The following is a 15,129-nucleotide window of genomic DNA, read 5'->3' as shown; positions in this document are numbered from 1 at the left end:
AAGCTCGATGCACCCCTTAGCCAGAGGACCCCCACCCATGTCCCTACCGCTCGCCGCCACCGCCCCCGCGGCCCCACCCCACACCGGTGGCCTGCTCCTCCTCATCGACGGCACCGCCGGTCTGCTGACCGTCGCCGCCATCGGCATCGCCCTGCTGCTCTTCCTGATCATCAAGGTCCGGCTCCAGCCGTTCGTCGCGCTGCTCGCCGTGTCCATAGCCGTCGGCCTGCTCGCGGGCCTGTCCGTCACCGAGCTCTTCGGCACGGTCCAGCGCTCCGACGCCGTCTCCACCATCGAGTCAGGCATGGGCGGCATCCTCGGCCATGTCGCGATCATCATCGGCCTCGGCACGATGCTCGGCGCGATCCTCGAAGTCAGCGGCGGGGCCGAGGTGTTGGCGTCCCGGCTGCTGGGCCTGTTCGGCGAGAAGCGTGCGCCGCTGGCCATGGGCCTGACCGGTCTGATCTTCGGTATCCCGGTCTTCTTCGACGTCGGCATCTTCGTGCTGGCGCCGATCGTCTACGCGGCCGCCAAGCGGGGCGGCAAGTCGATCCTGCTGTACTGCCTGCCGCTGCTCGCGGGCCTGTCGATGACCCACGCCTTCCTGCCGCCGCACCCCGGGCCGGTCGCCGCGGCCGGGCTGCTGCACGTCGACCTCGGCTGGGTCATCCTCATGGGCGTCATCTGCGGGATCCCGGCCGTGCTGGCCGCCTGGGCGTTCTCCGCGTGGGTCGGCAACCGGATCTTCGTCGCCGTACCGCAGGACATGGTCGAGGCGGCCGCGGAGGCCAAGCAGGCCGTCGTCGAGGAGCAGCGCGCGTCGGGCGTGGAGCCGCGCGAGACGCCGGTGCCGCTCGGCACGGTCCTCGGCATCATCGGGACCCCGCTCATCCTGATCCTCGCCGCCACCTTCTCCTCGATCGCCCTCGACCCCTCCACCGGCCGCTCGGTGATCGAGTTCTTCGGCCACCCCTTCGTCGCCCTGACGATCGCCCTGCTGCTGGCCTACTACCTGCTCGGCATCCGGCGCGGCTGGTCCCGCAAGTCCCTGGAGACGGTCTCCACCGCCTCGCTGAAGCCGGTCGGCAACATCCTGCTCGTCGTCGGCGCGGGCGGGGTCTTCGGCGCGGTCCTCAAGGCGAGCGGGGTCGCGCAGGCCCTGTCGGACACGTTCAACGACGTCGGGCTCCCGGTGATCGTCCTGTCGTACCTGATCTCGGTCGTCCTGCGGGTCGCCCAGGGCTCGGCGACGGTCGCGATCGTGACGACGGCCGGCATCGTCGCCCCCCTCCTCGCGGAGGGCCACCACTCCCAGGCGTTCGTGGCCCTGGTCATCATGGCGATCTCGGCAGGCTCGATCTTCGCGTCCCACGTGAACGACGGGGGCTTCTGGATGGTGGCCAAGTACTTCGGCATCAGCGAACGCGACACCCTGAAGACGTGGACCGTGCTGGAGACGGTGCTGTCGGTGGCGGGGTTCGTGGTGGCTGGTTTGCTCAGTGTGTTCGTGTAAGGCGCGTGTAGGCGTCTGATAACGAAGTAGGGGCTGGCTGTGTGCGGCACAGGATCGTCGACCATACTGCCCGCTGTGGAGCAGCGCATAGGTTCGAGCAGCCAGCCCCTGGAAGGCGCCGGATTCGACCCGGCCTTCATCCCCGGGCTCACCTCACCCGTGTCCGCCGAGCCGAAGGACGGCGAGGGGGAGGACGCGGGGGCGGAGAGTGCCGAGGTGGAGGAGGCCGAGGCGGTCGACTCCGACGTGGTCGAGGCATCCGGAGCGGACGCGGACTCGGAGGACGGGCCGGAGGACGAGGCATCCTCCGAGCCCTCCGACGGACCCGTCTTCGAGGCCTCCGACCGCCGCGCGAAGATCACCGCCGACGCCAAGGGCGTACGCCTCTCCCTCGACGACCAGTCCTGCGAGTTCCGCTGGGACGAGATCGGCGCGGTGGAGACGGAGACCCCGCGTTTCGGCAAGCGGTTCACCGTGACCGTCCACACCCCCGACCGCCGCTGGTACCCGATCGAGATCGAGGCCAAGTCGAGGTCGAGCTTCGAGGAGTGGGACGCACAGCTGGACGCGGTCATGGACGAGTACTTCGAAGAGGGCTCGACGGAAACCGACTAGGGGCGCGGGGCTGTGTCTATCAGCGGCTTCCGCCGCGGGGCGCGACCAGCCACAACGGACCCGCAGTTCCCCACAGACCTCAGCAGTACTGCGCTTCCTTCCCGATCGACCGATACATACAGTCCGAGTTCTCCAGGAACTGCAACACCGCATCCCGGTTCCGGGAGGTCTCCCGCTCGATCACCTCGTCGGGCGGATAGAACCCACCCCCGGAGCTGGACGACGGATACATCTCGAAGGTGTACGAGAAGATCTTGTGCGTGCCCCACAGGTAGTCGTCGATCGACCCGTCGGTGATGTACAGATCGCTCGCCTGCTCCGCGGTGTACCCGTTGCTCGCGGCCATCTTCTGCCCGACCGCCTTGAACGCGGCGTTGTCGTCCGCGGTCATGCCGGTGGCGGTGTCGGCCGTGGTGTACCCGTAGGGCCACAGCACCAGTTCGCTGTACGTGTGGAAGTCGATGTTCGACTTGATCTGCTGGACCCCGCCGACCACCCGGCTGCGCACGAAGTTGGCGACCACCTTGACCTCGGGCGCCGACTCGGCCGCCGAACCCCGGTACGTCTCCGATGACGTCGACCCGGAGGAGCCGCCGCAGCAGCCCCAGCGGTAGGCCCAGTTGCGGTTGAGGTCCGTACCGACCGCGGAGGAACCGGAGTTGGGCTGCCGGTTCTTGCGCCACGACCGGTAGGAGCCCGTGGCGACGTCATACTCGCCGCCGTCCGGGTTGAGGTCGGGGACGATCCAGATCTCCCGGCTGTTGACCATGTTGGTCACCCGGGAGTCGCTGCCGTAACCCGCGCCGAGTTCACGCAGCAGGTACAACGCCATCTCCACCGTGAGGTGTTCACGCGCGTGCTGGTGGTGGGTGAACAGCACCTCGGGCTCGGCCTCGTCGGTCGCCACGTTGTCGCTGATCTTGATGGCGACGATGTCCCGGCCCTGGTACGACGTGCCGATGACCCGCTTGCTCATGATGTTCGGGTAGGCGGCGAGGCGTTGGTCGATCTCCGCGTTCATCTCGGCGTAGTTGTGGTAGCGCGAGTCGGCCGAGGGGAAGTCGTAGAGCCGGATCTCGTCCTCCGCGACCCGGTCCGGGGCGGCACCCAACGCCGTGACCTCGTAGCCGAGTTGGCGCAGCTGCTTGATCTGGGAGGCCCGGCCGGAGACCACCACGGTCTCCTCGTCGGCCTCGTCCACCGTCACCCCGGTCTGCTGGATCGCCGTACGGGTCAACGGAGTTGTGTGCTGGTGGATCTCGTACTGCCTGACGTCCTCGGCCGCGGGGGCCGCCTTCGTGGCGCTGTCGGCGGTGGCGGAGAGCGGGGCCGCGAGGGCGAGGGCGAGGAGGGCGGCGAGTGCGGCGTAGCGTCTGCCGCCCCGGGCGCCGGAACCGCGTATGCGAAGTCGCATGAAGTCTCCTACAGGAGTGGAGTGGGGGGTGGTTCAGCGACGTACAGGTGCGGGCGTGCGAGGTGTGCCGCTCATCGTCTGCTTATGGCATGAGCAGGTCAAGGGCGAATAAAGACGCGTTGGCGTGAACTGTGCGTTCCCTGTACGTCGGTTGAGCGGGTACCGAGGGCGGTACAGGTAGGGAAACAGGTAGTCCTCCCCGTGCGCCCCTCCCCACACGGGGGTCACCCTGGGGGCATGCTGGAACTCTCCGGGGGCCGTCTCCCGGATCCCGACCCTCGGTACGCCGCCTACCCCCAGCCGCCGCTCGGGGCCGGTCACTCGAGCGTCGCGTACGACCCCCGCCCCTGTGCCGTGCGCGAGGCCCGCGCCGAGGTGCGCAGACAACTGGAGCGCTGGGGGCTCGCGGATCTGGACGACGTGCTGGACACCGCCGAGCTGCTGGTCAGCGAGCTGGCCACGAACGCCCTGCTGCACGCGGCCAGCGGCTTCCGGCTCACCCTGTCCGCCGCGCACGGCCTGCTGCGCTGCGAGGTCTCCGACTCCGCCCACCGGGTGCCGCGGGTGCTGGACGCCGGCGGCGCGGAGAACGGGCGCGGGATGTTCCTGGTCGAGACGCTCGCCCTGCGCTGGGGCTGCCACCAGGACGGTCCGGGCAAGACGGTCTGGTTCGAACTGGCGACCTGCGGCTCGGACGACTGCGGCGGGCGCCGGACCCCCCGCCCCTGAGGCCTTCACGGTTTGCCCTCTTGCCGGTCGAGGGCCTTTAGGGTTTCTTGACCTTCATGGCGGACACCACGGACAACACAGCGACTTCAGCGGCCACTTCCGTCCCCCGTAGGTCCAGTTGGCGCCACATCGGTCCCGGCATCGTCGTCGCCGCCACCGGCGTCGGCGCGGGCGACCTGGTCGCCACCCTCATCGCGGGCAGCAACTTCGGCTACACCCTCCTGTGGGCCGCCGTGATCGGCTGCCTGGTCAAGATCTCCCTCGCGGAGGCGGCGGGCCGCTGGCATCTGGCCACCGGCCGCACCCTCTTCGACGGCTGGGCGAGCCTCGGCCGCTGGACCACGTACTTCTTCGTCTCCTACGTCGTGATCTGGGGCTTCGTCTACGGCGCGGCGGCGATGTCCTCCAGCGCGCTGCCGCTGCAGGCGCTCTTCCCGGACGTGATGGACCTCAAGTGGTGGGCGATCGCCTGCGGGTTGGTCGGTCTGGTCTTCGTCTGGTTCAACAAGTACGCGGTCTTCGAGAAGGTCATGACGGTCCTGGTGGGCGTCATGTTCGTGGTGACCGTCTACCTCGCGATCCGGGTCACGCCGAACCTGGGGGAGGCCTTCGCGGGCCTGCTGCCCGTGCTCCCCGACGAGAAGGACTCGGTCCTCAACACCCTCGGTCTGATCGGCGGCGTCGGCGGCACCATCACCCTTGCCGCGTACGGCTACTGGGTCAACGCCAAGGGCTGGACGGACACCGGCTGGATGAAGGTGATGCGGCTCGACAACCGCGTCGCCTACGCCACCACCGGCATCTTCGTGATCGCGATGCTCTTCGTCGGCGCGGAACTGCTGCACTCGGCGAACGTGGCGATCGCGAGCGGCGACAAGGGCCTGATCCAGCTCTCCGACATCCTGGAGGCGGAGTACGGCTCCGCGACCGCGAAGTTCTTCCTGATCGGCTTCTTCGCCACCTCCTTCACCTCGCTGATCGGTGTCTGGCACGGCGTGAGCCTGATGTTCGCGGACTTCGTGGCCAACTTCCGCCGGAAGAACGAGGGTTCGGGCGAGGCGGTCGCCTCCGGAGCGCGCGAACGCTCCTGGCCCTTCCGCGCCTACCTGCTGTGGCTGACCTTCCCGCCGATCATCCTGCTCTTCCAGGGCCAGCCCTTCCGCCTGATCATCCTTTACGGCGTGCTCGGCGCGGCCTTCCTCCCCTTCCTGGCCGGCACCCTGCTCCGGCTCCTCAACTCCTCGCGCACACCGGCGCAGTGGCGCAACGGACTGGTCAGCAACGCGATGCTGGCCATCGCCGGACTGCTGTTCCTGGTGCTGTGCGTGAAGCAGGTCTGGGACCAGCCGTGGTCGGAGTTCTTCTGACCGGCACCCTCAACTGCCGTCCCACCAACGGGCGTCGAGCGCCATCGTGCGCAACTGGGCGATGGTCAGCGCCGGGGTCTTGCGGGTCGCCGGTCCCTTCTGCGAACCGGAGTTGAAGGCGCTGATCACCACCCGCTTGCCGTCCTCGCGCATGGTGTCGACGGTCCACATCACGACGTCGCCCTTCTCGCCGGGACCCTGGTGGACGGCGACCCGGGTGCCGTCGGGCAGGGTCTCGTCGTCGGCGCCGAAGAGGTCGCCGGCCACGTCCCGCATGTCGGGCTGCACGTTCACCTGGACCATGCTCGCGCCCTTGCCGTCGTCGACCACGACATAGGCGTACTCGCCGTCGTCGTCGCTGCTCCGGTCGGTCACCTTCAGCCCCTTGGGCAGCAGGGCGAGCAGGTCGGCACGGGCGTGCAGGTCGGAGCCGGGGAGTTCGGGCTCGGGCCGGGGCGCGGGGAGGGCGTTCGCGACACCGCGCCACTCCTTTGCCGCCGCCAGGGTGGTCAACTGGGCCGGGGAGAGCGGGGGTTGGGGCCGGGTGACGGGCGAGTCCTTCTCGGCGGCCGCGTTCCACTCGCTCACGGTGATCTGCTGCCCGGTCGGGGTGACCAGGTCGGCGGACCAGTACTTGGTGTCCACGCGGCGGTCGGGATACTCGTACCCCTGGAGCACGGTGACGACGGAGCCGTCGGTGAGCCGGCTGGTCTTGCAGGCGTCGTACGCGACGAACGCCTTGTCGGGGCACTGGGCGGCCTGCCGGGCCTGTGTGCCGCCGGGCTGCACCCGGCCCACGGTGACGTTCATGGCCGCGGCGCCCTTGCCGTCGTCGAAGACGAGCGTGGCGAACGGCGCCGGCACCTTCAGTTTGTCGGTCTTCTGGGTGCCCTGCCCGTGCTCCTGGCTGAAAGTGCCCTTGGGCAGCAGGCTCTTGAAGGTGTCGATCATCTGCTGGTCGGTCATGGGCGTGGCGGTGGCCGTGGCGCTCGGCTTGGGCTTCGCGGAGGCGGCCAGGGAGGACGGTGCCGCCTCGGTGGCCGGGCCGCCCGAGCGCAGGATCAGCGCGCCGCCCACACAGGCGACCACGACGCTCGTGGCGGCGCCGACGACACCGGCCCGGCGCACCAGCTGCTTGCGCCGGCCCCGCAGCGTGCCGCGCTCGGCGAGGGCCACGCGGTCGGTGTCGAAGGTGTCGCCGGTGTCGTGCAGGGCGGTGGTGAGCCGCTGCTCGAAGGGGTCCTGGTGCGGGTCGACGGGCATGGGGAACCACCGTTTCGGGTCGGTGTGGCGAAAGAGAGGCGAGAGAGGTGAGAGGTGACGTGAGGGGCCGGCCGGGGTCAGGCGTACGCGTCGATGTCCTCGCCGAGGAGGCCGCGCAGCTGCTTCAGGGCCCGGGTGCAGCGGGTGCGGACGGCCGCGGCGCTGGCGTTCATGGCACCCGCGGTCTCCTCGACGGACCGGTCCTCCCAGTAGCGCAGGACGACCACGGCCCGGTCCTTGGCGGGCAGCCGCGCGAGGGCGTCGAGCAGGGTCAGCCGCAGCGGGGTGTCGACGCCGGCGGCGGTGACCTCCGGCAGGACGTCGGTGGTGCGCTCGGTGCTGCTGCGGCGGCGCTGGTGGGTGAGGAAGGCGCGGACGAGGACGGTCTGCGCGTAGCCGGCGGGGTTGCCGACGCGGGAGATCCGGCCCCAGCGGACGTAGATCCGACCGAGTGCCTCCTGCACCAGGTCCTCGGCGAGGTGGGTGTCACCGGCGGTCAGCAGACAGGCCGATCTGTACAGGTGGCCGGCCCGGGCGGCGGCGAACTCCGCGTACTCGTCCGCGCGGGCCTGTCGCATGCGTCCCCCTGGTGCTGTGTGCCGGCTGTAGAAGAGGTCCTCACTTCACTGACGCGGTGGGACGGGGAGAATGTTTCACACGACCTGAAACACCATGTGCAGGAAGTCCGACATACAAGGGGACGCACCCGATGACCACTCCGCCTCCGCCCGGCTTCGGCCCGCCGCCCCCGCAGTACGCCTACGGCTACCCGCCCCCGCCCCCGCCGGAGGGCCCGGAGTTCATGGCGGTGGACCGCCACAACTCCATCGTCGTCGACTCCGTGGGCGTCGCCTTCGAGGACCACACCATGACCGCGGAGTTCCCCTGGCCGGAGATCCGCAGCGTCCACTACAAGGCGGGCCCCAACGGCAAGACCCTGATGATGGCGGTCATCCACCACATCGACGGCCGCGTCTACGAATGCGTGGTCGACGCAAAGAGCCGGGACCTGCTGGGCCAATGGTTCGCCCAACTGGCCCCGGTACTCGGCTATTACCGTCCCCTGGTGTAGTCGGTGGACGCGGAACTCCAGATCTACGAGATACGAGGTACGACCGAGGGCGAGGTGACAGCCGTCGTCCGCTGCCTGCGCGGCCCTGTCCGCCTCGGGGCAATCCCCGGGCGCTGTCGGAAGACCGGCCACCCCGTTCCGGCTAAGGCAGCGCGTGCACGTGTGGGCCCACCGTGTTGGACCACGCGTTGCCCGCCGACGCGTCCCAGTTCGTGGACCAGGTCATCGCGCCGCGTAGGTCGGGGTAGGTCTTCGACGGCTTGAAGGAGCCGCAACTCGTGCCCCTCGTCAGGCAGTCGAGGGCGTTGTTGACCACCGTGGGGGAGACGTAGCCGCTGCCCGCGCCGCTGGTGGAGGCGGGGAGGCCGAGGCCCACCTGGGACGGGGACAGGCCGCCCTCCAACTGGATGCAGGCCAGGGCCGTCAGGAAGTCCACCGAGCCCTGGGAGTAGACCTTGCCGTCGCAGCCGAGCATCGAACCGCTGTTGTAGTACTGCATGTTGACGACCGTGAGGATGTCCTTGATGTTCAACGCCGTCTGGAAATAGGCGCCCGACGTCGACTGCATGTCGATCGTCTGCGGGGCCATCGTGATGATCAGCGACGAACCCGCCTTCGCCGAGAGGGACTTGAGCGCCTGCGACATGTACGTCGCGTTCAGACCGTTCTCCAGATCGATGTCCACCCCGTCGAACCCGTACGTCTGCATCAGCGAATACACCGAGTTCGCGAAGTTCGCCGCGGACGCCGAGTCGCTCACCGACACCGTCCCGTTCTGCCCGCCGACCGAGACGATCACCTTCTTCCCGGCCGCCTGCTTGGCTTTCACGTCCGCCTTGAACTGGTCGACCGTGTACCCGCCCAGCCCCGCCGAGTCGAGGGTGAAGGTCACGGCGCCCGGAGTCGTCGTGGCGTCCGCGAAGGCGACCGCGATGATGTCGTACTGCGCCTGCACGTCCGACAGCCTCTGGACCGTCGCCCCGTTGTTGAAGTTCTGCCAGTACCCGGTCACCGCGTGCTTGGGCAGAGCGGTCCCCCCACCGCCCCCGGTCGCGGACGTAGTCCCGGTCACCGCGGCCGACTTCGCCGACTCACCCGCCGAGTTGGTCGCCGTCACCTGGAAGCCGTACGACGTCGACGCGGCGAGCCCGGTCACGGTCGCCGAGGTCCCGGTGACCGCCGTGACCTTCGTACCGTCCCGGTAGACGGAGTAACCCGTCGCGCCCGACACCGGGTTCCACGCGAGCGACACGGACGAGGACGTCGTACCGGAGACGGCCAGGCCGCCCGGCGCGGAGGGGATCGTCGGCGGCGTGCCGCCCCCACCGCCCCCGTCCGGCCCGTACACCGACACGTCGTCCGCGTAGTACGCCGCCTGTCCGTACCAGCCGTGCGTGTACACCGTCACCGAGGTCGTCGAGGCGCCCGTGGTGAAGGTGGTCGTCAGCTGCTTCCAGGACGCGGAGTCCGGCGTCCACGTCGACACGTCCGTCGTGCCCGTGCCGCTCGCGCCCAGGAAGGCGTAGCCGCCCTGCACCCAGGCGCTCAGCGTGTACGTCGAGCTCGGCTTGACGGCCACCGTCTGCGCGCACTGCGCGTAGTCCTGCCCGGCCGGCGTCGCCTTCAGCGCGGCCGCGCCGCCGTGCACCGGGGAGGAGACCGTCGTACCGCTGCCCGCGGAACAGGTCCAGTCGCCGAGGCCGGACTCGAAGCCGGCGTTCTTCGCGTTGTCGACGTCCGCCGCGGACGCCGGTCCCGCGAGACCGATTGCCAGGGCGAGGGCGGCGGCCGCGGTGCCGAGCCCTCTCGTAAAACCTATGGGGGTGGACATGACAGCAGAGTTGGTCCAGACCAATCCCTCTGTCAAGGGAATGCGGCCAACTCGCCCCGCCCTGGCCCTGACCGGTGGCAAGTGCGCCCCATCTGGGCGGGAATCACCCGCTATTGGGCCCCGAAGTGGGTCAGGAAGTCACAGGATCGCTGTTCACCGGCCACAGAGCCGTGGTTACAGTGCTCAGGTAGTCACGCAGTGAAGTCGACCGGGTGTGCCGGGGTGATCCCGACAGGCCCACGGGCATGGGATACGGGGAGCTGCGCGTGCCAACTGCCATCGCCGTGACCGGTGCCGACCTGGCGCTGCCGCCACTGGACCAGCGGACCCTGCCCGCCGTCGTCCTCGACGACCTCGACCGGCAGCCCCTGGACGAGTCGCTCACCCGCTTCCAGTCCCTCATCGACCAGCACGGACATGTGATCGTCGCGTACTCGGCGGCCGCGCCCCCGGGCGTGGAGCAACGACTGTTCACCGTACGGTCGTTGCTGGAGAGCGACCGGATCGCCCTGTTCCGTCCCGATCTGCCGCCCCTCGGACTCGCCGTCCTCACCCGCCAGTTGCGCCAGCTCGCCTCCTGCGACCTCGGCCCCGGCGTCCTCGCCTCGGCCGGGCGGCTGCTCACCCACTACCTCCACGCCGGCGCGCTCCTCGGCTCCGTCGCCCGGCTCGACCGGGTCCCCGTCGACCTCAAGGCGCACGCCAAGTCCTGGGTCCCGGGAAGCCAGTTCGGCGTGGTCGCCCACCCGCAGCCGCAACTCGTGAAGATCATGCCGGGTGCCACGCTCGCCGGCCCGGAGTTCGCCACCTCGATGCTGATGGCCCGCGGCCAGCTCCAGTCCGACTGGGTCTCCGCCACCCTCGCCAAGTCCTGGCAGGTCCAGGGGTTGCGCGAGACCCCGCTGCCCGCCGAGTCCGCCGAGTGGTGGGGCACCGGGAAGCTGATCGAGTTCTGCACGTTCCTGTCCGACCTGTCCGTCCTTTACCAACTGGTCACCTCGGTGAGGCAGAACAGTTGTCACTGGTGCGGTATCGACCTGATCGGAGACCGCTGCGTCTTCTGCTCGGCCACCGCCCCTGTGCCCCCGACCGCCCAGCACCAACTCCCCGCCGGGTGACCCCCACCGGTTCACCCCCCGTCCCCGATTCCGCTCGACCGAGCCCCCCAACGAGGTTGTACGGTTCATGAACTCCCGTCAGCGCCGCGGCGTGATACTCCTGCTCCTGTCGGTCCTCGGTGCGCTCGCCGCGTTCGCCGGTGTGCTGTCCGTCATCGACGACGTGAAGTCCAAGGTCGGCCCCGAGGTGACGGCGTACGAGGTCAAGGACGACATCCAGCCGTACACCCGGCTCACCGCGGCGCAGTTCGAGAAGACCGAGATGCCGAAGCGCTGGCTCTCGGCGAACGCGGTCACCGACCTCGCCGCGATCAAGGACAAGATCGCCGTGACCACGCTGAAGAAGGGCTCGCTCCTCCAGAGCGACATGATCGTCGACCAGCCGGCGCTCCAGCCCGGGCAGCAGGAGGTCGCCATCATGGTCGACGCGGCGACCGGTGTGGCCGGCAAGATCACGGCGGACTCGCGGGTCAACGTCTACGCCACCTTCGAGGGCCAGAAGGAGGGCGACCCGGACCTGTCCAAGATCATCGTGACGAACGCCCGGGTCCTCGACGTCGGCCAGATCACCGCGCTCCAGCCGGACGCGGACGAGCGCACACGCGAGGCGACCAAGGCCGTCCCCATCACCTTCGCCCTCTCCGCCCTCGACGCCCAGCGCCTCACCTACGCCGAGTCCTTCGCCAAGCGCGTCCGGCTCGCGCTGGTCGCACCGGGGGAGACCGGCACCATCCCGGAGCAGGACCGCACGTACGAACTCACCAAGGACAAGTGAGAGGCCGCCATGCCCACGAGGATCCTCCCGGCAGTCGGCGACGTGGACGCGGTCCGGTCCCTCACCACCCTGCTCAGCCAGCTCCCGGACGCCGAGCCGGTCCCCCCGGTGACCGACTCCACGCAGCTCATCGACACGCTGGCCCGCCTCGCCTCCGAGTCCATCGACGAGCTGCCCGAAGTGGTCGTGGTGCATGAGCGCATCGGGCCCGTCCCCGCGCTGGAGCTGATCCGGGAAGTCGCCCTCCGCTTCCCGGCCGTGGGCGTCATCCTCGTCACCTCCGACGTCAGCCCCGGCCTCTTCCAGGCCGCCATGGACTACGGCGCCCGCGGTCTGATCGCCCTCCCGCTCGGCTACGAGGAGCTGGCGAGCCGGGTGCACGCGGTCGCCCAGTGGTCGGTGGGCGTACGACGGCACCTGGGCGCCCCCGGCGACGTGTTCACCGGCGTCGGCGGCACCGTCGTCACGGTCAGCGGCGCCAAGGGCGGGGTCGGCGCCACCACGACCGCGATCCAGCTGGCCCTCGCCGCCCAGGCCTCCGGCCGCCCGGCCGCCCTGCTCGACCTGGATCTCCAGACCGGCGATGTGGCCTCCTACCTGGACGTCCAGTTCCGCCGCTCGGTCGTCGACCTCGCGACCATCACCGACATCACCCCGCGCGTCCTCGCCGACGCCGTCTTCCGCCACGACACCGGCCTCGCGCTCCTCCTCGCCCCCGGCGAGGGCGAACGCGGCGAGGAAGTCACCGACCGCGCCGCCCGCCAGATCGTCTCCGCGCTGCGCTCCCGCTACGAGGTCGTGGTCGTCGACTGCGGGGCGCAGCTCAGCGGGGCGGGCGCGGCGGTCGTGGAGATGGCCGACACCGCGCTGCTGGTCACCACCCCGGACGTGGTCGCCGTACGCGGTGCCAAGCGGGCCGTGCGGATGTGGGACCGGCTCCAGGTCCGCAAGGCCGAGGAGACCACCGTCGTCGTCAACCGGCACACCCGCGGTACGGAGATCCAGCCCGCCCTCATCCAGAAGATCACCGGCACGGGCGTCGCCGCGACCGCGATCCCCGCCAACTTCAAGGAACTCCAGGGCGCGGTCGACGCGGGCCGGGTCCACGAGCTCGACGCCAAGGGCACGGTCAAGCAGGCCCTGTGGACGCTCGCCGGCGAACTCGGCCTGGTCAAGGGCACGGAGGCCAACTCCCACCGCAGCGGGCGGGAGCGGGGGGCGCTGACGTTCCGGCGGCGCAGGGAGCTGGGCAGATGAAGCGCCGCTCGGAGGAGGGCCAGGTGACCATCGAGTTCCTCGGCATGACCCCGATCATCGTCGTCACGCTGGTGCTGCTGTGGCAGTTCGTGCTGCTGGGGTACACGTTCACGCTCGCGGGGAATGCTGCCGACGAGGCGGTGCGGGCGGCGACGGCCGCGGCGCCGGGCGAGCGGGAGGCCGCGTGCGAACAGGCGGGACTGGACAAGCTCCCCGACGCCTGGAGCGGCACGGTGGACTGCGGCACCTCCGGCGGCTTCGTCACGGCGGACGTCCACCTGGACGTGCCCGTCCTGTTCCCGGGCTCGATCGCCTTCCCCTTCCAGGTCGACGGCCACGCGGGCGCCGTGGAAGAGGAGAAGGGGGACTGAGATGTCGTACGACGGGAAGCGGCTGCCGTACGACACGGCGGGCCGCCGGAACCGCGGCCGGCGGGGCGCGTCGGGCTCCCGGGACCGCGGCCGGCGCGGCGCGTCGAGCCGCCGGGACCGCGGCCAGGTCGCCATCGAGTACCTGGGGTTCATCCCGGTCCTGATCCTCGTCGCCATGGCCGGTGTCCAGCTCGGGCTCATCGCCTACGCCGCCCAGCAGGCCGGTACGGCGGCGCGGGCGGGGGCGCGGGCGGCCTCGCTGGAGCTGGGCGCGCAGGAGGGGTGCGTGAACGCGATCAGCGACTGGCTGTCGGTGTCCTGTTCGGCCGCCTTCGGGGGCGACGACGTCACCGTCACCGCCACGGTCCAGATCCCGTCCGTCGTGCCGGGCTGGGACTTCGACCCCGCGACCAAGACCGCCACCATGCCGCTCGACCACTGAACGAGGTGCCACCATGAGTCTGCGGTCCCGTATCAACACCCCCGAGGAGAACGGCAGTCGGGGCGAGGACGGCCACCTGGTCTCCTCCTACCGGGCCAAGCTCCTGGAGGAGATCGACCTCGCGGAGATGAGCTCGCTCGCGGCGGCCGAGCGGCGGGCCCGCCTGGAGCGGGTGCTCGGGCACATCATCAGCCGTGAGGGACCGGTCCTGTCGACGGTCGAACGCTCCCAGCTGATCCGGCGGGTGGTCGACGAGGCGCTCGGCCTAGGCATCCTGGAGCCGCTCCTGGAGGACGCCTCCATCACCGAGATCATGGTCAACGGACCCGACTCGATCTTCGTCGAACGCGGCGGCCGGGTCGAGCAGTTGCCGCTCCGCTTCCCCTCCCACGACCAGCTGATGCAGACCATCGAGCGAATAGTCTCGACGGTCAACCGCCGTGTGGACGAGACGAATCCGATGGTCGACGCCCGTCTGCCGTCCGGCGAGCGCGTCAACGTGATCATCCCGCCGCTCTCCCTGACCGGCGCGATCCTCACCATCCGCCGCTTCCCCCGCTCGTACACGCTCCAGGAACTGTCCGGCTTCGGCTCGCTCGACGAGCACATGCTGTACCTGCTGGCGGGGTTGGTGCAGGCCCGCTTCAACATCATCGTGTCGGGCGCGACGGGCACGGGGAAGACCACCCTGCTGAACGCGCTCTCCGGCCTCATCCCCGACAGCGACCGCATCATCACCATCGAGGACTCCGCCGAACTCCAGCTCCAGCAGAAGCATGTGGTCCGCCTGGAGTCCCGTCCGCCGAACGTGGAGGGCCAGGGACGGGTCACCATCCGCGACCTGGTCCGCAACTCGCTGCGTATGCGCCCCGACCGGATCGTCGTCGGTGAGGTCCGCGGCGGCGAGTCCCTCGACATGCTCCAGGCGATGTCCACGGGCCACGACGGCTCGCTCGCCACCGTCCACGCCAACAGCGCGGAGGACGCGCTGATGCGGCTCAAGACCCTCGCGTCGATGTCCGAGGTGGAGATCCCCTTCGAGGCGCTGCACGACCAGATCAACAGCGCGATCGACGTGATCATCCAGCTCACCCGGTTCGCCGACGGCGCCCGCCGCATCACCGAGATCGCCCTGCTGGACAGCCACGGCAGCGAGCCGTACCGGCTGGCGACGGTCGCCCGCTTCAACGCCCGCCCGATGGCTCCGGACGGCCGGATCTACGGCAATTTCGAGTACTTCCCGCTCCCTCGCCGCACCGTGGACCGCCTCTACATGGCGAGCCAGCCCACCCCCCAGGCCTTCGGTGTGGCCCAGTCCCCGGCCGAGTTGGCCCTCCGAGAAGCCAGGTAGGCCCCCATGGA

Annotated in this window: 15 protein-coding genes; 11 read left to right on the top strand and 4 right to left on the bottom strand. The window is 70.0% G+C overall.

The genetic code is table 11. The features are described 5' to 3' along the window. Positions 1-37 precede the first annotated feature (37 nt). Positions 38-1,513 (top strand): gluconate:H+ symporter, encoded by a 1,476-nt coding sequence (locus tag ABZ896_RS31745; protein WP_360936615.1) that lies wholly within the window; start codon positions 38-40, stop codon positions 1,511-1,513. A 75-nt stretch (positions 1,514-1,588) separates the two neighbouring features. Beyond that, positions 1,589-2,128, top strand: coding sequence for a hypothetical protein (locus ABZ896_RS31740; RefSeq protein ID WP_360936613.1), 540 nt, complete (start codon positions 1,589-1,591; stop codon positions 2,126-2,128). 79 nt (positions 2,129-2,207) lie between these two features. Here ABZ896_RS31740 and ABZ896_RS31735 read toward each other — a convergent pair whose 3' ends face one another. Beyond that, a complete protein-coding gene (locus tag ABZ896_RS31735; RefSeq protein WP_360936611.1) occupies positions 2,208-3,542 on the bottom strand; it encodes a M14 family metallopeptidase in 1,335 nt (444 codons plus the stop codon). A gap of 237 nt (positions 3,543-3,779) precedes the next feature. Here ABZ896_RS31735 and ABZ896_RS31730 point away from each other — a divergent pair, with 237 nt between their 5' ends. Then, positions 3,780-4,271 (top strand): ATP-binding protein, encoded by a 492-nt coding sequence (locus ABZ896_RS31730; protein ID WP_360936609.1) that lies wholly within the window; start codon positions 3,780-3,782, stop codon positions 4,269-4,271. A gap of 56 nt (positions 4,272-4,327) precedes the next feature. After that, entirely contained in the window at positions 4,328-5,638 is a 1,311-nt protein-coding gene (locus tag ABZ896_RS31725; protein WP_360936607.1) for an Nramp family divalent metal transporter, read from the top strand. 9 nt (positions 5,639-5,647) lie between these two features. Here the strand turns inward: ABZ896_RS31725 and ABZ896_RS31720 are convergent, their stop codons facing one another. Further along, positions 5,648-6,901: a hypothetical protein gene (locus tag ABZ896_RS31720; RefSeq protein ID WP_360936605.1), complete on the bottom strand. Its 1,254-nt coding sequence runs from the start codon at positions 6,899-6,901 to the stop codon at positions 5,648-5,650. A gap of 77 nt (positions 6,902-6,978) precedes the next feature. After that, positions 6,979-7,479: a SigE family RNA polymerase sigma factor gene (locus ABZ896_RS31715; protein ID WP_360936603.1), complete on the bottom strand. Its 501-nt coding sequence runs from the start codon at positions 7,477-7,479 to the stop codon at positions 6,979-6,981. A 131-nt stretch (positions 7,480-7,610) separates the two neighbouring features. Here ABZ896_RS31715 and ABZ896_RS31710 point away from each other — a divergent pair, with 131 nt between their 5' ends. Beyond that, positions 7,611-7,973, top strand: a complete 363-nt coding sequence (locus tag ABZ896_RS31710; protein ID WP_360936601.1) for a hypothetical protein — start codon at positions 7,611-7,613, stop codon at positions 7,971-7,973. Between the two features lie 142 nt (positions 7,974-8,115). On the opposite strand, the gene ABZ896_RS31705 is transcribed toward ABZ896_RS31710, so the two are convergent. Then, a complete protein-coding gene (locus ABZ896_RS31705) occupies positions 8,116-9,804 on the bottom strand; it encodes a glycoside hydrolase family 18 protein (RefSeq protein WP_360936599.1) in 1,689 nt (562 codons plus the stop codon). A 245-nt stretch (positions 9,805-10,049) separates the two neighbouring features. Between ABZ896_RS31705 and ABZ896_RS31700 the strand changes: the two genes are divergently transcribed. The 6 genes from ABZ896_RS31700 (at position 10,050) to ABZ896_RS31675 (ending at position 15,118) form a co-directional block, all read left to right on the top strand. Beyond that, positions 10,050-10,922 (top strand): hypothetical protein, encoded by an 873-nt coding sequence (locus ABZ896_RS31700; protein ID WP_360936598.1) that lies wholly within the window; start codon positions 10,050-10,052, stop codon positions 10,920-10,922. Positions 10,923-10,989: 67 nt separating this feature from the next. Next, on the top strand, positions 10,990-11,697 hold the full coding sequence (gene cpaB / locus ABZ896_RS31695) for a Flp pilus assembly protein CpaB (protein ID WP_360936596.1): 708 nt from the start codon (positions 10,990-10,992) through the stop codon (positions 11,695-11,697). Between the two features lie 9 nt (positions 11,698-11,706). Then, positions 11,707-12,954: an AAA family ATPase gene (locus tag ABZ896_RS31690; protein WP_360936594.1), complete on the top strand. Its 1,248-nt coding sequence runs from the start codon at positions 11,707-11,709 to the stop codon at positions 12,952-12,954. After that, a complete protein-coding gene (locus tag ABZ896_RS31685) occupies positions 12,951-13,325 on the top strand; it encodes a TadE/TadG family type IV pilus assembly protein (protein WP_360936592.1) in 375 nt (124 codons plus the stop codon). Before ABZ896_RS31690 ends, ABZ896_RS31685 begins: the two co-directional genes overlap by 4 nt. A gap of 1 nt (position 13,326) precedes the next feature. After that, positions 13,327-13,767, top strand: coding sequence for a TadE/TadG family type IV pilus assembly protein (locus ABZ896_RS31680; protein WP_360936590.1), 441 nt, complete (start codon positions 13,327-13,329; stop codon positions 13,765-13,767). Between the two features lie 13 nt (positions 13,768-13,780). Further along, positions 13,781-15,118 carry a CpaF family protein gene (locus ABZ896_RS31675; RefSeq protein ID WP_360936588.1) on the top strand — a complete coding sequence of 446 codons (1,338 nt, stop codon included), beginning with the start codon at positions 13,781-13,783 and terminating at the stop codon, positions 15,116-15,118. Positions 15,119-15,129 lie beyond the last annotated feature (11 nt).

This window comes from Streptomyces sp. NPDC047072, assembly GCF_040643855.1.
Classification (GTDB): domain Bacteria; phylum Actinomycetota; class Actinomycetes; order Streptomycetales; family Streptomycetaceae; genus Streptomyces.
Note: the sequence above shows the minus strand (reverse complement) of the source record. Positions and strands in the feature narration are given on the sequence as shown.

What these genes read in the sequence shown, in the direction of transcription:
- ABZ896_RS31690 (WP_360936594.1), top strand. Translation starts at nt 11,707, where the DNA reads ATGCCCACGAGGATCCTCCCGGCAGTCGGCGACGTGGACGCGGTCCGG.
- ABZ896_RS31745 (WP_360936615.1), top strand. Translation starts at nt 38, where the DNA reads ATGTCCCTACCGCTCGCCGCCACCGCCCCCGCGGCCCCACCCCACACC.
- cpaB (WP_360936596.1), top strand. Translation starts at nt 10,990, where the DNA reads ATGAACTCCCGTCAGCGCCGCGGCGTGATACTCCTGCTCCTGTCGGTC.
- ABZ896_RS31715 (WP_360936603.1), bottom strand. Translation starts at nt 7,479, where the DNA reads ATGCGACAGGCCCGCGCGGACGAGTACGCGGAGTTCGCCGCCGCCCGG.
- ABZ896_RS31720 (WP_360936605.1), bottom strand. Translation starts at nt 6,901, where the DNA reads ATGCCCGTCGACCCGCACCAGGACCCCTTCGAGCAGCGGCTCACCACC.
- ABZ896_RS31680 (WP_360936590.1), top strand. Translation starts at nt 13,327, where the DNA reads ATGTCGTACGACGGGAAGCGGCTGCCGTACGACACGGCGGGCCGCCGG.
- ABZ896_RS31735 (WP_360936611.1), bottom strand. Translation starts at nt 3,542, where the DNA reads ATGCGACTTCGCATACGCGGTTCCGGCGCCCGGGGCGGCAGACGCTAC.
- ABZ896_RS31700 (WP_360936598.1), top strand. Translation starts at nt 10,050, where the DNA reads ATGGGATACGGGGAGCTGCGCGTGCCAACTGCCATCGCCGTGACCGGT.
- ABZ896_RS31730 (WP_360936609.1), top strand. Translation starts at nt 3,780, where the DNA reads ATGCTGGAACTCTCCGGGGGCCGTCTCCCGGATCCCGACCCTCGGTAC.
- ABZ896_RS31725 (WP_360936607.1), top strand. Translation starts at nt 4,328, where the DNA reads ATGGCGGACACCACGGACAACACAGCGACTTCAGCGGCCACTTCCGTC.
- ABZ896_RS31685 (WP_360936592.1), top strand. Translation starts at nt 12,951, where the DNA reads ATGAAGCGCCGCTCGGAGGAGGGCCAGGTGACCATCGAGTTCCTCGGC.
- ABZ896_RS31705 (WP_360936599.1), bottom strand. Translation starts at nt 9,804, where the DNA reads ATGTCCACCCCCATAGGTTTTACGAGAGGGCTCGGCACCGCGGCCGCC.
- ABZ896_RS31675 (WP_360936588.1), top strand. Translation starts at nt 13,781, where the DNA reads ATGAGTCTGCGGTCCCGTATCAACACCCCCGAGGAGAACGGCAGTCGG.
- ABZ896_RS31710 (WP_360936601.1), top strand. Translation starts at nt 7,611, where the DNA reads ATGACCACTCCGCCTCCGCCCGGCTTCGGCCCGCCGCCCCCGCAGTAC.